This is a genomic window from Pseudomonas sp. SDO5215_S409, from assembly GCF_054071325.1.
Window position 1 is genome coordinate 9,753 of the sequence record NZ_JBSVWN010000030.1, and the last position, 17,432, is coordinate 27,184.

A 17,432-nucleotide genomic window follows, 5' to 3' on the forward strand; every position below is an offset into this window, starting at 1 on the left:
CTGCTCTTTAGTATCAACGGAAAACCACAGGGTATTATCCAAACCAAATAATTTATAAATTACACATGATTTTTGCGTTCCCATGTCGCCTTCCGCCTCAATCATTTCATTTTCTCCATTCTCGGAGCCTGGTAACTTTCGTCTATAGAAACCCCAGCAAACCTGGCCAGTTCCTCAACCTGGTTACGCCTCGCAAGAAGCTGCCTTAGATGTTCGGGAAAAAGTTCTTTCCACTTAAACCTAACATCCTCATCAAAATCAGTTCTCCAAAAACCATCTAAAGAACTAAACTCAATCGTTATTAGGTACATACCCATTTTTGATGGATTCGCTTCCGAATTTTTTCTTTGCACTTGCACATGTGCGATATATTGGCCACTGTACATATACCAATCATAAAACCCATTACCTGCCAACCACTCTGGCAAGCTCATTACATAATCAGAATCAAACAATGGATGGCTAAGCGGCTTTACACCGAACACATCGCCCGCGCCGTCAAACTTAACCAACTCAGAGCCAGAAATTCGGGGATCCGATGGAAAATAATATTTCTTCCATCCAGCAGCTTTAAGTTTCGCTATCAGCGTATAAATAAGTTCTTTATGATCTTCATGCAAGCTATTGTCCGGCAATCCACAAAGCGTTACGGTAAAGTTTTCAATGTCGCTCGTTACGACCTTATTGACAACAACACTCACGCCTATCACTTGCTGTATTTCGACCGTATGCCCCGAGTAGACAACCGTCAGATTTATCGGAGGGTTACCCGGGCCACGGCGTATCAATTCGTACCAGCACATGCCTACCGCGCCCAGGCAATCGGCGGAGAACTTTACAGGACTGGACTTCAAGAGATCGTTAACTGATGAACCCAACTCAATTACAACGTTCTCACTGTCTACTTTGTACTCACCTTTATTTGTGCTGCCATCGCATCCGAACAGACAGAGAAGAGCGAAGAGAAAACTCCATCTCATGTTCGCTCTCCATTCTGATATTTCAGAAATAACACCCTCCTCCCGTTCGGTACTCATCCGTTGCGCCCCTGCCTGAAGCGTTGCAGCCAGGACGAGGTGCCGCCCAGCGCATCGCGCAATTGTCGGGCCGTGATGGTGCGTTGCTTCGGGTCAAACGCCAGCGCGGTGCGCAAGGCTGGCCAACAGTGTTTCGGTAGGTGCCTGGGCGCGTGCAGTTCACGCTCCAGTTGGGCGTCGCGCGCCTCGGTGGAGGGCAGGCGGCGGAATGGGTGTTTGCCGCCCGCCAGTTCATAAATCACACAGGCGGCGCCGTACACGTCGGCGCTGGCAGACAGGGGTTGGCCTTCGAGCAGTTCCGGCGCGGCGTAGCCGGGGGTCCAGGCGTTGAAGCGGTCGCGGCTCAGGTGGGGTAACCCGGGCAACAGGCCCTCTTGCGCCTGGCCCAGGCCGAAGTCAAAGAGGCGGACGCCCTCTTCGCTGACCATCACATTGCTGGGCTTCATGTCGCCGTGCAGCACGCCGTGTTCATGGGCGTGGGCCAAGGCATCGAGCAGCGGTAGCACGAGGGTCCGCAGCTCTTTGAAGGGCATGCCCAGGGGGCGCTCACACAGCAGCTTGTCCAGGGTCAGCCCACGCATGAGTTCCATGGTGATGAAGGCCCGCTGGCATTCGGTGTCCACTTCAAAGGTGTGCAAACGCAGCACGTTGTCGTGGCGCAGTCGCCGCGTCAGGGCGAACTCGCTGTACAGCAAGGCGCTCGCGTCGGGCGATTCGGCAAATTCTTCGCTGAGGATCTTCAGCGCGATGTAAGGGTCGGGCTCGCCAAACTGTTCGCTCAGCAGGTCCCGTGCGCGGTAAACCAGGCCCATGCCACCGGCACCGAGCAGGCGCTCGATGCGATACCGGCCAGCGAGCACCTCGGGCATTTGGCCAACGCTGGCACGGGTAGGCGCCGGTGCCGGTTGTGCGTCGTGGGATTTGGCAAATGCGAAGTAGGTCAGGTTGTGGTCCTGTTCGTCGCTCGCCAGCAGGTCGTCGAGGGGTGACATGAGGTCGGTCATTGGCGGATCACCACGGCAGTCAGGTTGTCTCGCGCCGAGCCGCGCAGCGCACCGTCGAACAAGCGCTCCAGCGCCACATGCGGCGCTGTCAGGCTGAGCGCGCTACCCAGCGCGTCGCTGCCGAGGCCGTGGTACAGGCCGTCGCTGCACAGCAAAAAGGCGTCACCGGGGTAGACTTCAAATTCCAGCACGTCGAGGGTCAATTGCTCCGCGGCGCCCACAGCACGGGTCAGTGCATGGGCGGCCGGGTGGGCCTTGGCCTCGGCGAGGCTCATTTTTTGCTCGTCGATCAGTTGCTGTTGCAACGAATGGTCTTTGGACAGCTGATACAAACGCTGCCCGCGCCACAGGTAGCAACGGCTGTCACCGGCCCAGATGCAGGCGCCCCGATGACCGTCTACCAGCAGCACCACCACGGTGCTGCCCATGATGCTGTCATGACGCCCCGCCGTGACGGTCAACTCCTGGCCCAGGCGGCGGTTGAGCCAGTGCAGGCACTGGCGAACCGCTTTGAGGCGCTCGTCAAAGTCCTCCTGTACCGGCAGCTCCGCCAGGCTGGCGACGATCAACTGGCTGGCGATATCGCCCCCCTGATGACCGCCCATGCCGTCCGCGACTACCCACAAACCGTGCTGGGGGCAGTCCAGAAACGCATCTTCGTTGCGCGACCGAACCTTGCCGGCATCGGTGCGCGCCGCGCTGCGCCAGGGGCTGGCTACCAGCATCAGAGCTGCACCGGCATGCGGAAGGTGCGCAACACGCCCATGTCGAACGGGTTGGGCGTGCGCTGGCTGGTCAGCAAGTAGTTGGCGCGCAAGCCGCCTACGTCGGCCTTGAGTACCAGTACGTCACGGCCGGTGAGGTATTCGGTCTGCATCAGGTCGAACAGACGGAACAGCGACCAGGGGCCGGTGTTCTTTTCGATGCCGATGGGGCGACCGACCATTTTGTCCAGCACCAGGCTGGTACGGCCGTCTTCGGCATCGGTCGGCCATTTGAACGCCACAGGCACGATGGGGCCGTGGCGGTATTCAATGGTCTTGTCGCCAAACTTGAACTCCGAACGGCTCACCGACGGGTCGAGGGTGTACGGCTCAAGCTTGAACTGCACCTGCGGCTCGGCCGGGTTGCTGGCGAAGAAGCTCTGGCGGATGACTTGCGCGGCGGCCATCTGGTCCAGGTACACCCGGGAGATCGGCAGGCTGTGACCATCCACGCTGCGCAGGCGGTAGCTGCCCGGGTCGCCGCTGACGAACGGACGCAGGTAGCTGTCAAAGAAGCGGTCGGCGATGCCTTGGGCCTTGAAGAACTCGCGGAAGTCACTGATCGCCACGTCGCTCGCGCTGTGGGCGTCGAACGGGTAACGCTTGCTGATGGCTTTGCCGTAGAAACCGTACAGCTCGGCCTGGTAACGCTGGTTCAGGTACGCATACGCATCCCCCAGCACCAGGCGCCAGCTGTCTTCGGCCAGCACACTGAACCAGGCGCTCACCGGGCGTGGCAGGCGGCCTGAGGCATTGCGCAAATTGCTCAGCGCATCACGCTGGCCGCCCATGCGGGTCTTGGCCATGTCGAACGCGGCCTGCTCCGGCGCGCTGGCACGGGCCAAGCTGGCCATTTGCAGTTGCAGGTCGTTGAGCGCGTTCAGGGCAGGCGTGAGGTCGGCAGACGGGCCGTTGTTGTCATCCAGCAACTGGTGCAGCGGTTCGAAGCGACGTTGCAGGGATTTTTTGGCCGTGTCCGGCAGGTTTTTGGCTAGGGCGCCGGAGGCTTTGTCCGCCGCGGCCGCCGCCAATTTACCGAGTTTGCCGCCCTTCTCTGCAAGTTTGCCGACCGTATCGGCGGCGTCGTCAGCGGTGTCGGCCACCACCGGGAAGCGCGTGTTTTCACGCACTTCCACCAGCAACTGCAAGACCGGCGAATTGGCCGAGGTCAGGCCGGCCAGCTGCTCGGCGCCCTCGCCAAAGTCGTTGATCGGCGGCAGGGCCACCTGGCCGACCGCTTCGCTCCAGTAGTTGGCGTAGTCGCGGAAGTAGAGCTGCTCCAGTTCCACCAACAGGCGCCGCAGGTCCATGCCGCTGATACCGGTGCCCTCGCCCAGTACCCAGTTGTCGTTCAGGATGTCGGTGACCAGCATCGAGCCCTGCACCGAAAAGTACTGCTGATAACCCTGCTGGGTGTAGAAGCCCGGGATCACGTAGTCGGTGCCGACAAACAGCGCACCCTGCGGCCCCAGGTGTTGGCTCAAACGGTAGTCCGGCAGGTTGCGGGCCTGCTCGCGCAGCATGCGGTAAACCACGTTGGCCAAGGATTCACTGCGCAGTACCTGACGCGCCTGCGCCACCAGTTGGTCGTTCAGCGGGTAGATAAACGGCTGCTTCAGCAAACGCTCGAAATGGTTGTTCAAACCGTTTTGAACGGCGGTGTTGCCGGTGTAGCGCTGGGACCATTCGTTCGCGACCCAATCCTTGAGCCAGGGCGCGTCACGGCGGTCTTTCATGTTCAGCATCAGGTACGCACGCAGGCTGTTAAGCAAGCGCTCACGGTCTTTCATGTTGGCGCGGATCTGCCCTTCCAGCAGGGTTGCCACGCGTGGCAGCAGTTGTTGCTCAAGGTCACGCTCATAGGCGGCCTTGACCACCGGGTTGACGTCTTCACCCTGGTACAGGCCACCGCGCTCGTGGTAACTCACGTCGCCCTTTTTCGGGAAGACCTGAGTCGCTGCGTAGCGGGTGTCCAGGCTCTTGAGCACCGCCATGGCGTCATCCCGCGGGCTCAGCGCCGAACGTTGTTGCGTCCAGGTCTGTGCCAGGTTGCGCAGGTTTTCCAGGCGTTCGTAGTTGGCCGAGAAGCCACCGGCCCACAGGATGCCAAACAGCGCCAGCGCCGCCAGTGCGCCCACGTACAGGGCGCGCTGGCCCCAGTGGATGCGGCTGCGTTCGCGCTTGTCCAGGCCCGCCAGGTCGGCCTCGGGGAAAATCACCTGGCTGAGCAAATGGTGGATGAACCGCGAGCGGCCGCTGCGCAGGGTCGGCAGTACGCCAGCGTCCATGCCCAGGTTGGCGCCGATACCGGCGGCGGTGTCGTCCATTTTCTGGATCAGGTGCGGTGCGCTGGTCAGGTAAAAGCCGCGCAGTTGGGTTGCACGCTGGTAGCGGTTGCCGGTAAAGGCCATGTCGACGAACAGGCACAAGCGCTCGCCGATCTGCCCCAGTTGGTGCGGGAAGTCGAGGATGCGGCCACGGCGCTGGGTGTCGCGCTCCTGGTGCATGCGCATGATGACCTGGCTGTTGAGGCGATGCAGCAGCGCTTCGAACTCGGTGCGCAGCACGGCCACGTCCGTACCGCTCTGCTCCTTGCGAAAGCTGGTGCCCAGCACCTGGTCACTTTCTTCGCGGGTCAGTTGGTCAAAAAACTCATCAAAGCCCAGCAGGCGATCCGCCTTGCTCAGGACCAGGTACACCGGCACATCGACATGCAGTGTTTGATGCACGTCCTGCAAGCGCGCACGCACTTGGCGGGCCAGGGTTTCCAGGTCTTTCTCGCTGTTGCTCAGCAGGTTTTCCACCGCAATGGTCACCAGCACGCCGTTCAGCGGGCGGTTGCGGCGGCGCTTGCGCAACAGGCCGAGCAAGGTGGACCAGGCACTGCCATCCACCTGTGCGTCGGGCTGGTCAAGGTAGCGGCCAGCGGTGTCGATCAGTACGCCGTGATCGGCGAAGTACCAGTCACAATGGCGGGTGCCGTGGGTATCGCGCGTCAGTTTGCGGTCGATCTTGTTGATCGGAAACTCAAGGCCCGAGAAGTCCAGCAGGCTGGTCTTGCCGCTCGCGTGCGGGCCGATCAGCAAGTACCACGGCAAGTCGTTGCGCCAGCGTTCGCTGCGCCCGCGATAGAGGCTGGAGGTCTTGAGGGTTTTCAGGGCGTCCTTGAAACGCGCCGTGAGTTCCTTGTGTTCCTGCTCGATGGACTCTTCGCGGCGGATGCGGTCCTGGCCGTCCTCGCTTTCTTCTTCGGCCTTTTTGCGCACCCCGGAGCGCCAGCTGACAAAGACCATGGTCAGGCCCCAAATCAGGAACAACAGGCTGATGGTCAGCAGGCGGGAAGTGGCGCCCTCCCAGAACTTGTAGTCATCCACCGCCAGCAACGGCCCGACAAACCACACCAGCAGTGCAATGAACAGCACCAGCAACAGGGTCCAGACCCAGGTCTTGCGCAGGAACGCGCCGACTTTCTTGAAAAACTTTTTCATCATTCGTCCCTGTTTACGGCTGCGACTGCGGCTGGACCGCGGCCGGATCAAGCGGCTGATATGGTTGCAGAACGGTGTCGCGTTGCTCGCCCAGCACCCAGGCGAAGCCCGAATACATCACCACCAGGCAGACAAACGTGAACAACACCACCATCCACGCCGGTACGATGCGCACCAGGCTGCGGCGCTGATCGTTCAGGCCTTCCCACTGGGGCGACAATTCGCGCGGCACGTCGCCACGCAACTGGCGGATCTGGCGGTACAAGGCGTCACGGATGCCTTCCAGCTCCAGCATGCCGCGCGCTTGCACGCGGTACTTGCCCTCAAAGCCCAGGGACAGGCACAGGTACATCAACTCCAGCATGGGCAGGTGCTTGACCGGGTTTTTCGACAGGCGATCCAGCAGTTGGAAGAATTTCTCGCCACCGAAGGTTTCGTTGTGAAAGCTGCTGAGCAGGCTCATCTGCGACCATTCGCTTTCGTTGCCCCAAGGCGTCGTCACGACCGCTTCGTCCACCACCGAGCACAGCACGTAGCGGGCGCCCATCACCTGGCTGCTTTCGGCGCCGTTGTGCAAGGCGCGCACTTCAAACAGCTTCAGGCTGGCGGTCAGGCGCGCGTTGAGGGCGTAGAGGTCCTCGGAGGTTTCGCTGTGCTTGAGCCGCACCACTTCGGACAACAGCTCACAGGCCGCCGCGACCAGGGAGTTGAGGCTGATGTTGAAGGCTTCTGCCGGGCGCAGGCGCGCGGCGTAGATCATGCGTTCTTCCAGCTGCTCGAAACGTGGCGGGGCTGCGAAGTCGGTCAGCGGTGACGATGCCGGGCTTTGGCCCTGGCGGTCGAGCAAGACTGTCTTATCGTCCTGGTGATGTTCCATGTCCTTGATCATGTCGGTCAGTTCCTGATGGCCCAGAATTTCAGTTCAAGCTCGGCAAATTCGCCGGACACGTGGAACGCGAAGCCGCCGGAGCGCTCGAGTTGTGCCAGGTCTTCGGAACTGAGTTCGAGAATGAAATAGGTTTTGTTGGAGTGGAACGCGATCTGGCGCGGCGCCACCGGCAGCGGTTTGACCTTGATACCCGGCAGGTGCAGGTTGACCAATTGGCGGATGCGTTCCACCGGGCCCACTTTGAGGTGCGCAGGCAAACGCTGGCGCAGTTCTTCGGAGTCGCAGTTGGCGCTGGCCGCCAGCACGAAAGACGCCGAGCCCAGCAGTTTGTGGTCGTGCAACGGCGAGACGGTGATGCCGTACTGACGCGCCTGCAAGACCAGTTCAATGGCGTGCTGCTCCAGCACCATCGACAACACTTGGCGGATCGCCTCCATCAGTTTGCGAAAGCTCGCGCCCTGGTCGCTGTGCTGATAGCGGCTGTCCAGGCGCGGGCGTTTGCTGTCGCTGGAAAAAGTCGCCAGGTCGCCCAGCATGGTGAGCAACGTGCGGTACAACTCTTCGGGATGCACCTGCTCAAGGCCCAGGTAATGACGCAGCAGCAGTTCGGTGCGGTTGATCAGTTGCAGCATCATGAAGTCACCGATTTCGGCACCACCGACCTTGCCGTTGGAGCGAATCCGCTCGGCAATGGTGTCGCCCCGGTGGCCGAGCATGCTGATGACTTCCTTGAGGCACGACAGCAAGTAACTGGAGGCATGCGACTGGATGTAGGTGGGCACGTAATCCGGGTCCAGGCTAATCACGCCGTCGGGCGTGGTGTCGAGCACTTCACAGACCTTGAGTTTCACGTAGCCCTGATCGCTCTGCTGCTCACCCAGCAGCAGCTTGAAGTCGGGCCGGGCGCAGCTGACTTGGCTGGCCGAGTCGTCCCCGGCGTTGGAGTCGGACACTTCCGCTTCATACGCGGTATAACGCGCCAGCACGTCCGATTGCTCCGGGCGGCGCGCCTCGATGTGGTTGCCGGTGACCAGTGGCAGCGCCAGGTAGATCGGCATGTGGCCGGTGTTGGGCGGTACGTCCAGGGCCAGCGGTTCAGTGTTGCCGCCCAGCTCGAACAGGCTACCGTCCGGCAGGATCCCCGAGGCCTGGCTGACCACCACCTTGCCCATGTTGAGAAACTGCAGGTCGATCTCCAGGTTGAGAAACCCCCAGGTGTAACTGCCCAGCAACTGGGTGCGGGTTTTCATTTGGTGATCGTAATAACGGTCGTTGTGCTGGAAGTGCTGCGGGCGCAGCAGCATGCCTTCCTGCCAGATGACTTTGTGGGCATTCATGATCAATCACCTGCCTTGGCGAGCACGCCGTGGGTGTTGCGGATGCCGCTCTGGTCCAGGGTCAGGTCGCTGTCCGTGGCTTCTTCGGGGGCGACTTGCAGGGTGTAGCGCCATTGGGTGTCGGACAGGTCGCGGTAGGCGGCGAGGATGCCGACATAACGGCTGCCCTCCTCCACGCTCAGCTTGAGGTCGACGGTTTCGCCCGGGCGCAGTTCCAGCTCTTCGGTGGCGACCATGTCCGGGGCCAGCGACTCCTTGGCGCGCTCATACAGGCTGAAGAAGTCGGCGTTTTCAAAGGCGACCGGGTGCTTGAGCTCAAACAGGCGCACCACGACGGGCGACGGTCGACCGTTGAGGTCAGGGTTCAACTGATCGCTGGCGGTGAGCTTCAGGTTGAGCTTGGTGACCTTGGAGTACGGCGACAATGTCGAGCAGCCAGCCAGCAGCACCAGGGCTGCCAGCAGGGAGAAAAACGGGATCGAACGGCGAGACATGCGCATCATCCTTGGTGGTCGGTGTGTAGGGTAGAGATCAGGCGGATCTGTTCTTCGTAGGCCTGGGCAAAGTCGCGGGCCAGCAGGCGCTCGCTCCAGTCATCGTCCTGGCGCAGTGCCTGGTGATAGCGCCCGTAGGCTCTCCAGCGGCTGCCCGACGTGGCGAGCAACGGCTTGTTGTCACGCTCGAAACGCAAGGTCAGTTGTTGCGGCGAAAAATGCTCCAGGGTGCCGCGAACGGCTGCACGGCTGGCGGTGAGCAGCGCCACCTGATGCGCCTGCAAATCGCGGAACGCCCGGGAAACGGCCTGTTCGGCAGGCAGTTGGCCGGGTTTGTTGGGCTGCAACAGAATACCCAGCGCCTCGGAGGAATCCGCGGCGAACTTCAACGGGTTTTTCTGCGAGCCTTGCACCGTGGTCTGGGCCAGGCGCAGTTCGTTTTTCAGCTCGCTGCGCGTGCGCAGGCTTTGCTGCAACCCGCCCACACTTTGCTTGAGCAGCCGCGCGGCGTTCAGCGCGAGCGCTTCACGGGCATCCTGGTCCAGGTCCTTGAGGTTCACGCCCAGTGCGGCGCCGAATTTTTCCCAGAAACCCTCGGTCTGGCGCTCGACGGCCTTGGGCGGCGGTGCAGGCGCAGGCTCGGGTTCCTCAGCCACCAGTTCGGGGACCGTCAGGCTTTCCATGTCGATGCGCGCGTAGTCGGCGCGCTGACGGGTGTCCTGGATAACTGTGCGGGGGGAAATCAGCTCCTCGATTTCCGAGTACACACGCTCCTGCTGATCCAGGGCGTTGAGCGGGTCGAGGTCCAGAAACGCATCGTCCGGGATAATGCTGCCGGCGGCTTGCGGGCGACCGACTTCCACATCAAAGGTGGCCGGGTCACGCACCAGCCGTGCGCGAATCTCGAAGTCCCCCAGCACATAGACGCTGCCGTGTTCGATGCGGACCGGTGCGCCTTTGTGCAGGCGTGCGCCGCTGGCACTGTCCCGGACGCCATTGCTGCTGGTGTCGGTCAGGAAAAACGTGCCGTCACGGTAGCTGATCAACGCGTGATGGTTGGACAGGTGGCGCTTGCGATCCGGAATGATCCAGTCGCAGTCCTCGCCCCGCCCGATCACGCCACCGGCCTGTTTGAAGGTCTTCTGGCACAGCTCGGTCGGGACGAACTGCTTGGTGTTCAGCATTTCGAAAACCAGTTCCATGGTGATGCTCCTTGCGGTCACTTGCCGCGATTGGCCGCCTGCGGGTCACCCAGTGGGCGATAGGACGTGTCGTTGAATTTGTAGTTGCCGCTGCAGCCACCCAGGCCGCATAGAACGACAAGGGTCAGCAGGACGGCTTGCCAGTGACGAACAGACATCAGAGGGTCTCCATGGAACAGCACAAGGCGCTGGCCCTTGCGGGGGCGCCGTTAGGAACGGTTGAATTGAAATAGGACATGCCGGGCTTACTCATCGCCATCACCCACGCTGATATTCAGGCGCCCGAGGCGGTACAAGAAGGTACGGCGTGGCAGGCCGAGCTCGCGGGCGGCGGTGGTCTGGTTACCGTCGTGCTTGCGCAGGCAATCGATCAGCATGCAGCGCTCGACCTGCTCCAAGCGTTCGCGCAGGGTGCGGCCGCTGCCTTCGGGCACGCTCTCCATGCGCAGGGAAAAATGCTCCACCAGCAACTCGCCGCCCTCGCAGAGCAACACCGCCCGCTCGACCAGGCCCTTGAGCTCCCGCACGTTGCCGGGAAACGAGTAGCGGGCCAGCTGATCGAGCACGCCGTCGGACCAGCTCACGTCATCACGCTGCAAAAACGTGCAGGCCTTGTCGGCAAAGTGCCGGGCAAGGTCAAGAATGTCGCCCTCACGCTGACGCAGCGCCGGTAGCTCAATGGGAAACTGCGTGAGCCGGTAGTACAAGTCCTCACGGAACTTGCCTTGGCTGACGAGTGCTTCCAGATCCCGATGCGTCGCGGCAATGATGCGTACGTCAATCTTCTGGGTGTCGTTGGAGCCCAACGGGCGAATCTCGCTTTCTTGCAGCACCCGCAGCAACTTGGCTTGCAGCGACAGTGGCATGTCGCCGATTTCGTCGAGCAACAAGGTCCCGCCATCAGCCGCCGCGAACAGCCCGGCGCGGTCGCGGTCGGCGCCGGTAAAGGCGCCCTTGTGATAGCCGAACAGTTCACTTTCGAGCAGGTTTTCCGGAAGCGCCGCGCAGTTCTGCACGATGAACGCCTGCGAGCGACGGGGGCCGCATTCGTGGATAGCACGGGCCACCACTTCTTTACCGGTTCCCGTCTCACCGCACAGCAGCACGGTGTAGGGGCTGTGCAGCACTTTGCTGATCAGCGAATAGACCTGACGCATGGCCGTGCTTTTACCGATCAGGCCGTAACCACTAGCGCTGGGTTCGGCCACCGGCGCCGGCGCCGTTGAAACCTCGGCGTCTGGCCGACGCAGGTTTTGAAGCAAATGCAATTGCCCCAACACAAACGAGCCCAGGCGAGCAAAGGAGTCGGCAAAGCCTTGCAGGTGGATGTGCTGGGCACTGGCGCACAGCATCACCCCTTCAACCTCACCATTGCGATTGACCAACGGCACGCACAGCAGGGATTGCCAAGGGGTGGCCTGGCCCGGCAAGAACCCTGTTTCGTGCAGGCTGGAGGCCAGTTCGCCAAGGCACACCACGCGGTTCTGGCACAGGGCAAATTGCAGCAACTGCTCGCCGTTGTAGTCGGCGGGCAGGCTTCTTGTTTCCCGCGGTTGCAGCGCCCCATTGAGGCATTCAGCGGTCATGCTCAGGCAGGTATGGGTGGCGTCCAGCAGGTACAGTTGCGCCAACTCACACCCACTGAGTTGCGCCAATGCGCGCACAAAACCACCCAACAGTGCCTCGCCGTCCATCGCACGCGACAGCGTGGCGAACTGATCCAGCAACGCTTCGGCATACACCAGCGGTTGCGGCACAGACCTGAACATCACCCCCACCTCAGGCAAACTCGCAGGTGACGCTGGCGTTGCCGTCGAGCGTTGCGTGCACACGCTTGAGGCTTTCGCCGGTGGCCATCGCATCCAGCAAACGGTCGGCGACCAGCGGCAGTACGTGCAGGTCCAGCAAGTGGTCGATCAGGCGCGCGCCGCTGTCGCTTTGCGTGCAGCGCTCGGCCAGGTGGTCGACCAGGTTCTGGCAGTACGTGAAGTCCAACTGGCGACGGTTGAGACGCTCGCCCAGGCGGCCGAGTTTGATCTCGATCAGCTCGCGCAACACCGGGCCGCCCACCGGGTAGTAAGGCACCACGCGCATACGCGCCAGCAACGCAGGCTTGAAATGCTTGCTGAGCACCGGGCGAATGGTTTCTTCAAGCACTTCAGCGGTCGGACGCTCGCCGTTCTCGCACAGCTCGCTGATGCGATCGCTGCCCAGGTTGGAGGTCATCAGGATCAGCGTGTTGCGAAAATCGATCTCACGCCCTTCGCCGTCGTTCGCCACGCCCTTGTCGAAGATTTGGTAGAACAGGTTGAGCACGTCCGGGTCCGCTTTCTCGACTTCATCGAGCAGCACCACAGAGTACGGCTTTTGCCGCACGGCCTCGGTCAACATGCCGCCTTCGCCGTAGCCGACGTAGCCCGGCGGTGCGCCGATCAAGCGCGACACGGTGTGTTTTTCCTGGAACTCGGACATGTTGATGGTGGTGATAAAACGATCACCGCCGTACAGCAAGTCGGCAAGCGCCAGCGCGGTTTCGGTCTTGCCGACGCCGCTGGGGCCCACCAGCAGGAACACGCCCACCGGTGCGTCCGGTTTGTTCAGGCCGGCGGCGGTGGCGCGCATCGAGCGATCCAGCGCGTGCACGGCTTGCTCCTGGCCGCGGATACGCAGGCGCAGGTCGGTGGCAAAGCTTGCGACTTTGGCGTTGTGCTCACGGGCCAGTTGCGCCAATGGCACGCCGGTCCAGGCGCTGATCACTTCAGCCACCAGGCGCGGGCACACTTCAAAACTCACCAGCCGATCGCGGGTTTGCAGGTCGGTCACGGAGCGGTGCGTTTCATTGAGCGCGGCCTCCAGGGCCTCGACGCTTTGGGCCTCATCGACCGCCAGCGTTTCGATCACGGTGCCCTCTGCGTCCTCCTCGATGCTCACCACCGGCTCGGCCACGGCCTCGCGGGCCTTGGCCAGTTGTTGACGCAGTTCCAGCAGGCGCTCGGCCAGCGCTTTCTGTTCAATCCAGAGTGCTTCCAGTGCCGCCCGCTCATTTTCGGCGTCGTCCAGGCGCGCTTCCAGGGCGTCCAGTGCTTCATGATCGATCAACAGGCCCGCTTCGGCATCCCGGCGCAGCGCCTGGCGCTGACGGCCACCTTCGGCCAGTTCGCCTCGCAGCCGCTCCAGGCTTTCCGGCGCGGCAGCCAGGCTGATACGTACCCGGGCGCAGGCGGTGTCCAGCACATCAACGGCCTTGTCAGGCAGCTGGCGCCCAGCCAGGTAACGGGCCGAGAGTTCGGCAGCGGCCACCACCGCGTCATCGCGCAGGTAAATGCCGTGGCTCTTTTCGTAGACCTGGGCCAGGCCACGCAGGATGGTCACGGCCTCGCTGACGGTGGGTTCGTGCAGTTGCACCGGCTGAAAGCGACGGGCCAGGGCCGGGTCTTTTTCAAAGTACTTCTTGTACTCCGCCCACGTCGTTGCAGCGATGGTGCGCAGCTCGCCACGGGCCAATGCGGGCTTGAGCAAATTGGCCGCATCGGAGCCCCCGGCGTTGCCGCCCGCGCCGATCAGGGTATGGGCCTCATCGATGAACAGGATGATGGGTTTGGGCGAGGCTTTGACTTCGTCAATCACCCCCTTGAGACGGCGCTCGAACTCGCCCTTGACGCTAGCGCCCGCCTGCAACAGGCCCATGTCCAGCGACAGCAGTTCCACGCCCCTCAAGACCTGCGGCACTTCACCGGCGGCGATGCGCGAGGCCAGGCCTTCGACGATGGCGGTTTTACCGACACCGGCCTCCCCCACCACAATCGGGTTGTTTTTGCGGCGTCGGGCCAGGATATCGACCATCTGGCGGATCGCGCCGTCGCGGCACAGTACAGGGTCGAGCTTGCCGTCGCGGGCTTGCTGGGTCAGGTTGTGGGTGAAGCGCTCCAGCAGGGACTCGCCCGGGACGGCAGGTTTGCCAGACGCAGGCTTTTCTTGCTGCGACAGGGCAAATTCCTTGAGGCGGTCGATGTTCAATTTTGCCAGCAGCGGCTGGTAGCGGCTGCCTGCATAGCGCATCGGGTTGCGCAGCAGCGCCAGGATCAACGCGGCCTGCTCGACCTGGGTCTGGCCCAACTCAAGGTTGGCCACCAACAGCGCATCTTGCAGCCACTGCACCAGCTCCGGGGCGAACACGGGGTTGCGTGACGCACTGTGTTCAACCCGCGATTGCAGCGCAGCGCTCAATTCACCGGCGTCCACTTCGGCGTCCTGCAACGCGCGGGCGAGCAAGCCCTGCGGACGTTCCAGCAGGCCCAGCAGCATGTCTTCAACCAGCACTTTGTGGCCGCCACGGGCGACGCAACGCTCGGCGGAACGCTCCAGGTCGCGACGGGTTTCGGCGTCCAGCGCCTGGATCAGTTGTTGCAGGTCTACGTTGCTCATGAGTCTCACGTCCTTAATGAATTTTGCTGCCCAGGGTGACCACGCCGTCCGCTTTCTCGCGGCCCAGCCAGCTGGTCCATCCCAGGCGACAGGCGTTTTGCTCGCCGATGCGCAGTTCGCGAATTTCTTCGTGGCGCAGCACCAGCCGAATGTCGTAATCAAGCGGGTCACGCAGGGTGAACCGCACCAACGCGCACAGCGGCTGGTAGCCAAAACCGATCGGCAAGAATTCGTGGAAGCGTTGCCAATCCAGTTCACGGATGTGGATGCGGAATTTGCCGCTGCGATCGCGCACGCTTTCGCCCAACACTGAGTCTTCGCCCAACAAGGTGTTGGCGCGCCCCAGGCGGTTGCGTTGCTCCTCGAGGATTTGCACGCGACGCTCAATGCACTGCTCGATGATCAGTTCGGCGTGCTTGAAGTAGTAACGCAGCACCGCTTCGATCAGCGCTGCCGAATGCGCCCGCAAGCTGAGCAAGCCCAGGTACGGCAACAGGCGTTTCCAGTTCAGTTCCTGCGCACGGCGGATCTCTTCGCCCCCCAGGCCGATCAATGCAAACAGCTGCGCGGAGAACGGGTCGAGGGCGCCGCTCTCAAAGCTGGCGCGATAGCGGTATTTTTTCCAGATCGGCAGCATCAACCGCTGCAGACGATGGTGGAACAGGTCCAGGAAGTGCCGCGTCGGGTTGCCGTCTTCGCTGTCACCCAGGGCTTGCTCGCCATAAAACGCGGGCAACGGCGAGCCGGAACCCACCAGGCCAATCAGGTTGAAACGCATGCGCGCACGCATTTGCCCGTGCTCGTGGAAGAACTCGACACGATCAACATCACTGCCCGGAAAACCCAGGCTGGGGTTGGCCTGGAACTCCAGGTGATCGTACAAATCATCGTGGCTCAGGTTCGGGTGCGCTTCGCGCAGCCGGTCAACGACCAGCATCACGGCCTGAAACAGCGAGTATTCGCGTATGCCTCGGGTCAGCCCGCTTAGAGAAGCGGCTGAAGGCCCATACGTGGTGTCCATTGGTACACCTCTCCCTGTGTGCTGTTGACCCGCAGTTCGTGGTACGAATTGAGGCTGGCGTAAAGCGCGAAAAACTCATTGAGAACGGAGGCAAAGACAAACAGGTCGCCCTCGCCGATGTAGCCTTCGGGGTCGATGGTCAGCTCGGTGCGCAACCCCCGGACCGGCAACCCGCGGTGCAGCCTGTCGACGTGCTGGTGCTTGATCGACTTGAGCCCACCCAACAGGCGCTTGCTGACGCGCTCGGCTTGCTGGTCGTAGTAGCGCGGCAAGTCGTAGGTTTCCAGAATCACCTTCAGCGCATTGACGTCGGCCAGCGACAGGTAGTTGAGCGACATGTTGCTGATCAACTTCCATAAAAAATCCCGGGTCAGGGGCGGTGCGTAACTGGGCGTGGCGGGCGTGATGTTGCGAAAGCTCAGGAACTCCGGCGTTTGCTCGCATGAAAGGCAGATCTGGCCCAGCTTGAGCTTGCGCGGCAGATTCTGGTTGGTGCACATCAGCTCGATCGACAGGGTTTCATGGGCTTCGGTATGGCGAATGCCAAAGCTCAAGTAGGTGTCGAGGCCGTCGTGCAACAGCGACGAGCGCTGACGGATGCTGTAGTGAGGACGACTGGTAGGCACGTCGAAGCTGGGGTCGTGCTCAAAGGATTCAAACGGCACGTAGTCCTGGTAGCCCAAACCGCCCGGCTTCCAGCCGATGACCCGGTCCACGGAAAACACGCCGCAGTTTTGCAGGTCGAATTCGGCGGGCAGCAGCAGGTATTCGTCCTGCTTGCCGTCGAGACGGATCGGCAATGCGTCGTGCTTGAACAGGTTGACGATGGGCGTGCAGTGCAGCTTGACGTTGTCCATCGTGGGCCGCATGCGCAGGATGCCGCTCTTGCGAATGTCGAAACGCAGCTCCAACCCGCGCATTTGCTTGAGGGTGTCTTCCGGCAGCGCCTTGAGCAGGTCCAGGCCGTTGACGTCGACAAACAGGAATTTGTCCTGGAACGCGAAATACTCTTGCAGGTAGCGATAGCCCCGGAAGGTGTTCAACGGGTACGGGATCAGCGCCTCTTCCTCGGCAAACCCTACCGGCTGAACGCGGTCGCCGGGCAGCTTGAACGCCAGGGGCTGGCCGCTGACACCGTTGATCGCCTTGCCGGTGCCATCCAGGGGAACCAGCTCGATGCCGTCCAGGTTGCGTAACAGGCTCAGGTAAAGCATCTGGCTGATGTAACGCTCACCGGCAAAATGCAGACGCAGGCGGCTAAGTTCCAGCTCGCCGAAATGGCCGTCGGCACTCATCTCCAGGCGCAGGCTCAGCAGCGAGCCGTCACCTTTGACCGAGTACGTCAGCGCGGCCAGGTCCAGGGCCTGCACGTCGGTGGGGTAGCAGGTGCGGAAACGGCAACGCACGTCGTCGACCGGCATGCTTTCCACCGGCGTATCGCGCTCCACCCGCATTGCCGGACCGGCGTGCTTGAGCGGGTCGAACTGCAAAATGCTGAACGCGGGCAACGGCCGCATGTAGTTGGGCCACAGCAGTTGCATCAACGAATGGCTGAGTTCGGGCAACTCGTCATCGAGCTTCTGACGCAGGCGACCGGTGAGGAACGCGAAGCCTTCGAGCAACCGCTCTACGTCCGGATCACGCCCGGCTTGCCCAAGAAAAGGCGCCAACGCCGGGCTGCGCTCGGCGAATCGACGACCCAACTGGCGAAGTGCGGTGAGTTCGCTTTGGTAGTAGTGGTTAAAGGACATGGCGTACCTGCCTTGCAGTG

General features: G+C 61.9%; 13 protein-coding genes. All 13 read right to left on the bottom strand.

Going from position 1 to position 17,432, the window contains the following annotated elements; all coding sequences use genetic code 11:
- Positions 1-101: 101 nt before the first annotated feature.
- Complete coding sequence (locus ACW9H9_RS16500) at positions 102-1,037, bottom strand: hypothetical protein (protein ID WP_457341891.1); 936 nt, start codon at positions 1,035-1,037, stop codon at positions 102-104.
- A complete protein-coding gene (locus ACW9H9_RS16505; RefSeq protein ID WP_457341892.1) occupies positions 1,034-2,041 on the bottom strand; it encodes a serine/threonine-protein kinase in 1,008 nt (335 codons plus the stop codon). The genes ACW9H9_RS16500 and ACW9H9_RS16505 overlap by 4 nt, the downstream gene beginning before the upstream one ends.
- Positions 2,038-2,766 carry a PP2C family protein-serine/threonine phosphatase gene (locus ACW9H9_RS16510; protein ID WP_457341893.1) on the bottom strand — a complete coding sequence of 243 codons (729 nt, stop codon included), beginning with the start codon at positions 2,764-2,766 and terminating at the stop codon, positions 2,038-2,040. Before ACW9H9_RS16510 ends, ACW9H9_RS16505 begins: the two co-directional genes overlap by 4 nt.
- Positions 2,766-6,293: a type VI secretion system membrane subunit TssM gene (gene tssM / locus ACW9H9_RS16515; protein WP_457341894.1), complete on the bottom strand. Its 3,528-nt coding sequence runs from the start codon at positions 6,291-6,293 to the stop codon at positions 2,766-2,768. The genes ACW9H9_RS16510 and tssM overlap by 1 nt, the downstream gene beginning before the upstream one ends.
- Positions 6,294-6,306: 13 nt before the next feature.
- Complete coding sequence (gene icmH, locus ACW9H9_RS16520; protein ID WP_457341895.1) at positions 6,307-7,182, bottom strand: type IVB secretion system protein IcmH/DotU; 876 nt, start codon at positions 7,180-7,182, stop codon at positions 6,307-6,309.
- 5 nt (positions 7,183-7,187) lie between these two features.
- Positions 7,188-8,519 (bottom strand): type VI secretion system baseplate subunit TssK, encoded by a 1,332-nt coding sequence (gene tssK, locus ACW9H9_RS16525; protein WP_457341896.1) that lies wholly within the window; start codon positions 8,517-8,519, stop codon positions 7,188-7,190.
- A 2-nt stretch (positions 8,520-8,521) separates the two neighbouring features.
- A complete protein-coding gene (gene tssJ / locus ACW9H9_RS16530) occupies positions 8,522-9,013 on the bottom strand; it encodes a type VI secretion system lipoprotein TssJ (RefSeq protein ID WP_457341897.1) in 492 nt (163 codons plus the stop codon).
- A gap of 5 nt (positions 9,014-9,018) precedes the next feature.
- Positions 9,019-10,215 (bottom strand): type VI secretion system-associated FHA domain protein TagH, encoded by a 1,197-nt coding sequence (gene tagH / locus ACW9H9_RS16535; protein ID WP_457341898.1) that lies wholly within the window; start codon positions 10,213-10,215, stop codon positions 9,019-9,021.
- Positions 10,216-10,232: 17 nt separating this feature from the next.
- Positions 10,233-10,373, bottom strand: coding sequence for a type VI secretion protein (locus ACW9H9_RS16540; RefSeq protein ID WP_457341899.1), 141 nt, complete (start codon positions 10,371-10,373; stop codon positions 10,233-10,235).
- 87 nt (positions 10,374-10,460) lie between these two features.
- Positions 10,461-11,984 (bottom strand): sigma-54 interaction domain-containing protein, encoded by a 1,524-nt coding sequence (locus ACW9H9_RS16545; RefSeq protein WP_457341900.1) that lies wholly within the window; start codon positions 11,982-11,984, stop codon positions 10,461-10,463.
- Positions 11,985-11,994: 10 nt separating this feature from the next.
- Entirely contained in the window at positions 11,995-14,640 is a 2,646-nt protein-coding gene (tssH, locus tag ACW9H9_RS16550; RefSeq protein WP_457341901.1) for a type VI secretion system ATPase TssH, read from the bottom strand.
- A 13-nt stretch (positions 14,641-14,653) separates the two neighbouring features.
- Positions 14,654-15,661, bottom strand: a complete 1,008-nt coding sequence (gene tssG / locus ACW9H9_RS16555) for a type VI secretion system baseplate subunit TssG (RefSeq protein ID WP_457341902.1) — start codon at positions 15,659-15,661, stop codon at positions 14,654-14,656.
- Positions 15,625-17,412 carry a type VI secretion system baseplate subunit TssF gene (gene tssF, locus ACW9H9_RS16560; protein ID WP_457341903.1) on the bottom strand — a complete coding sequence of 596 codons (1,788 nt, stop codon included), beginning with the start codon at positions 17,410-17,412 and terminating at the stop codon, positions 15,625-15,627. Before tssF ends, tssG begins: the two co-directional genes overlap by 37 nt.
- Positions 17,413-17,432: the final 20 nt, after the last annotated feature.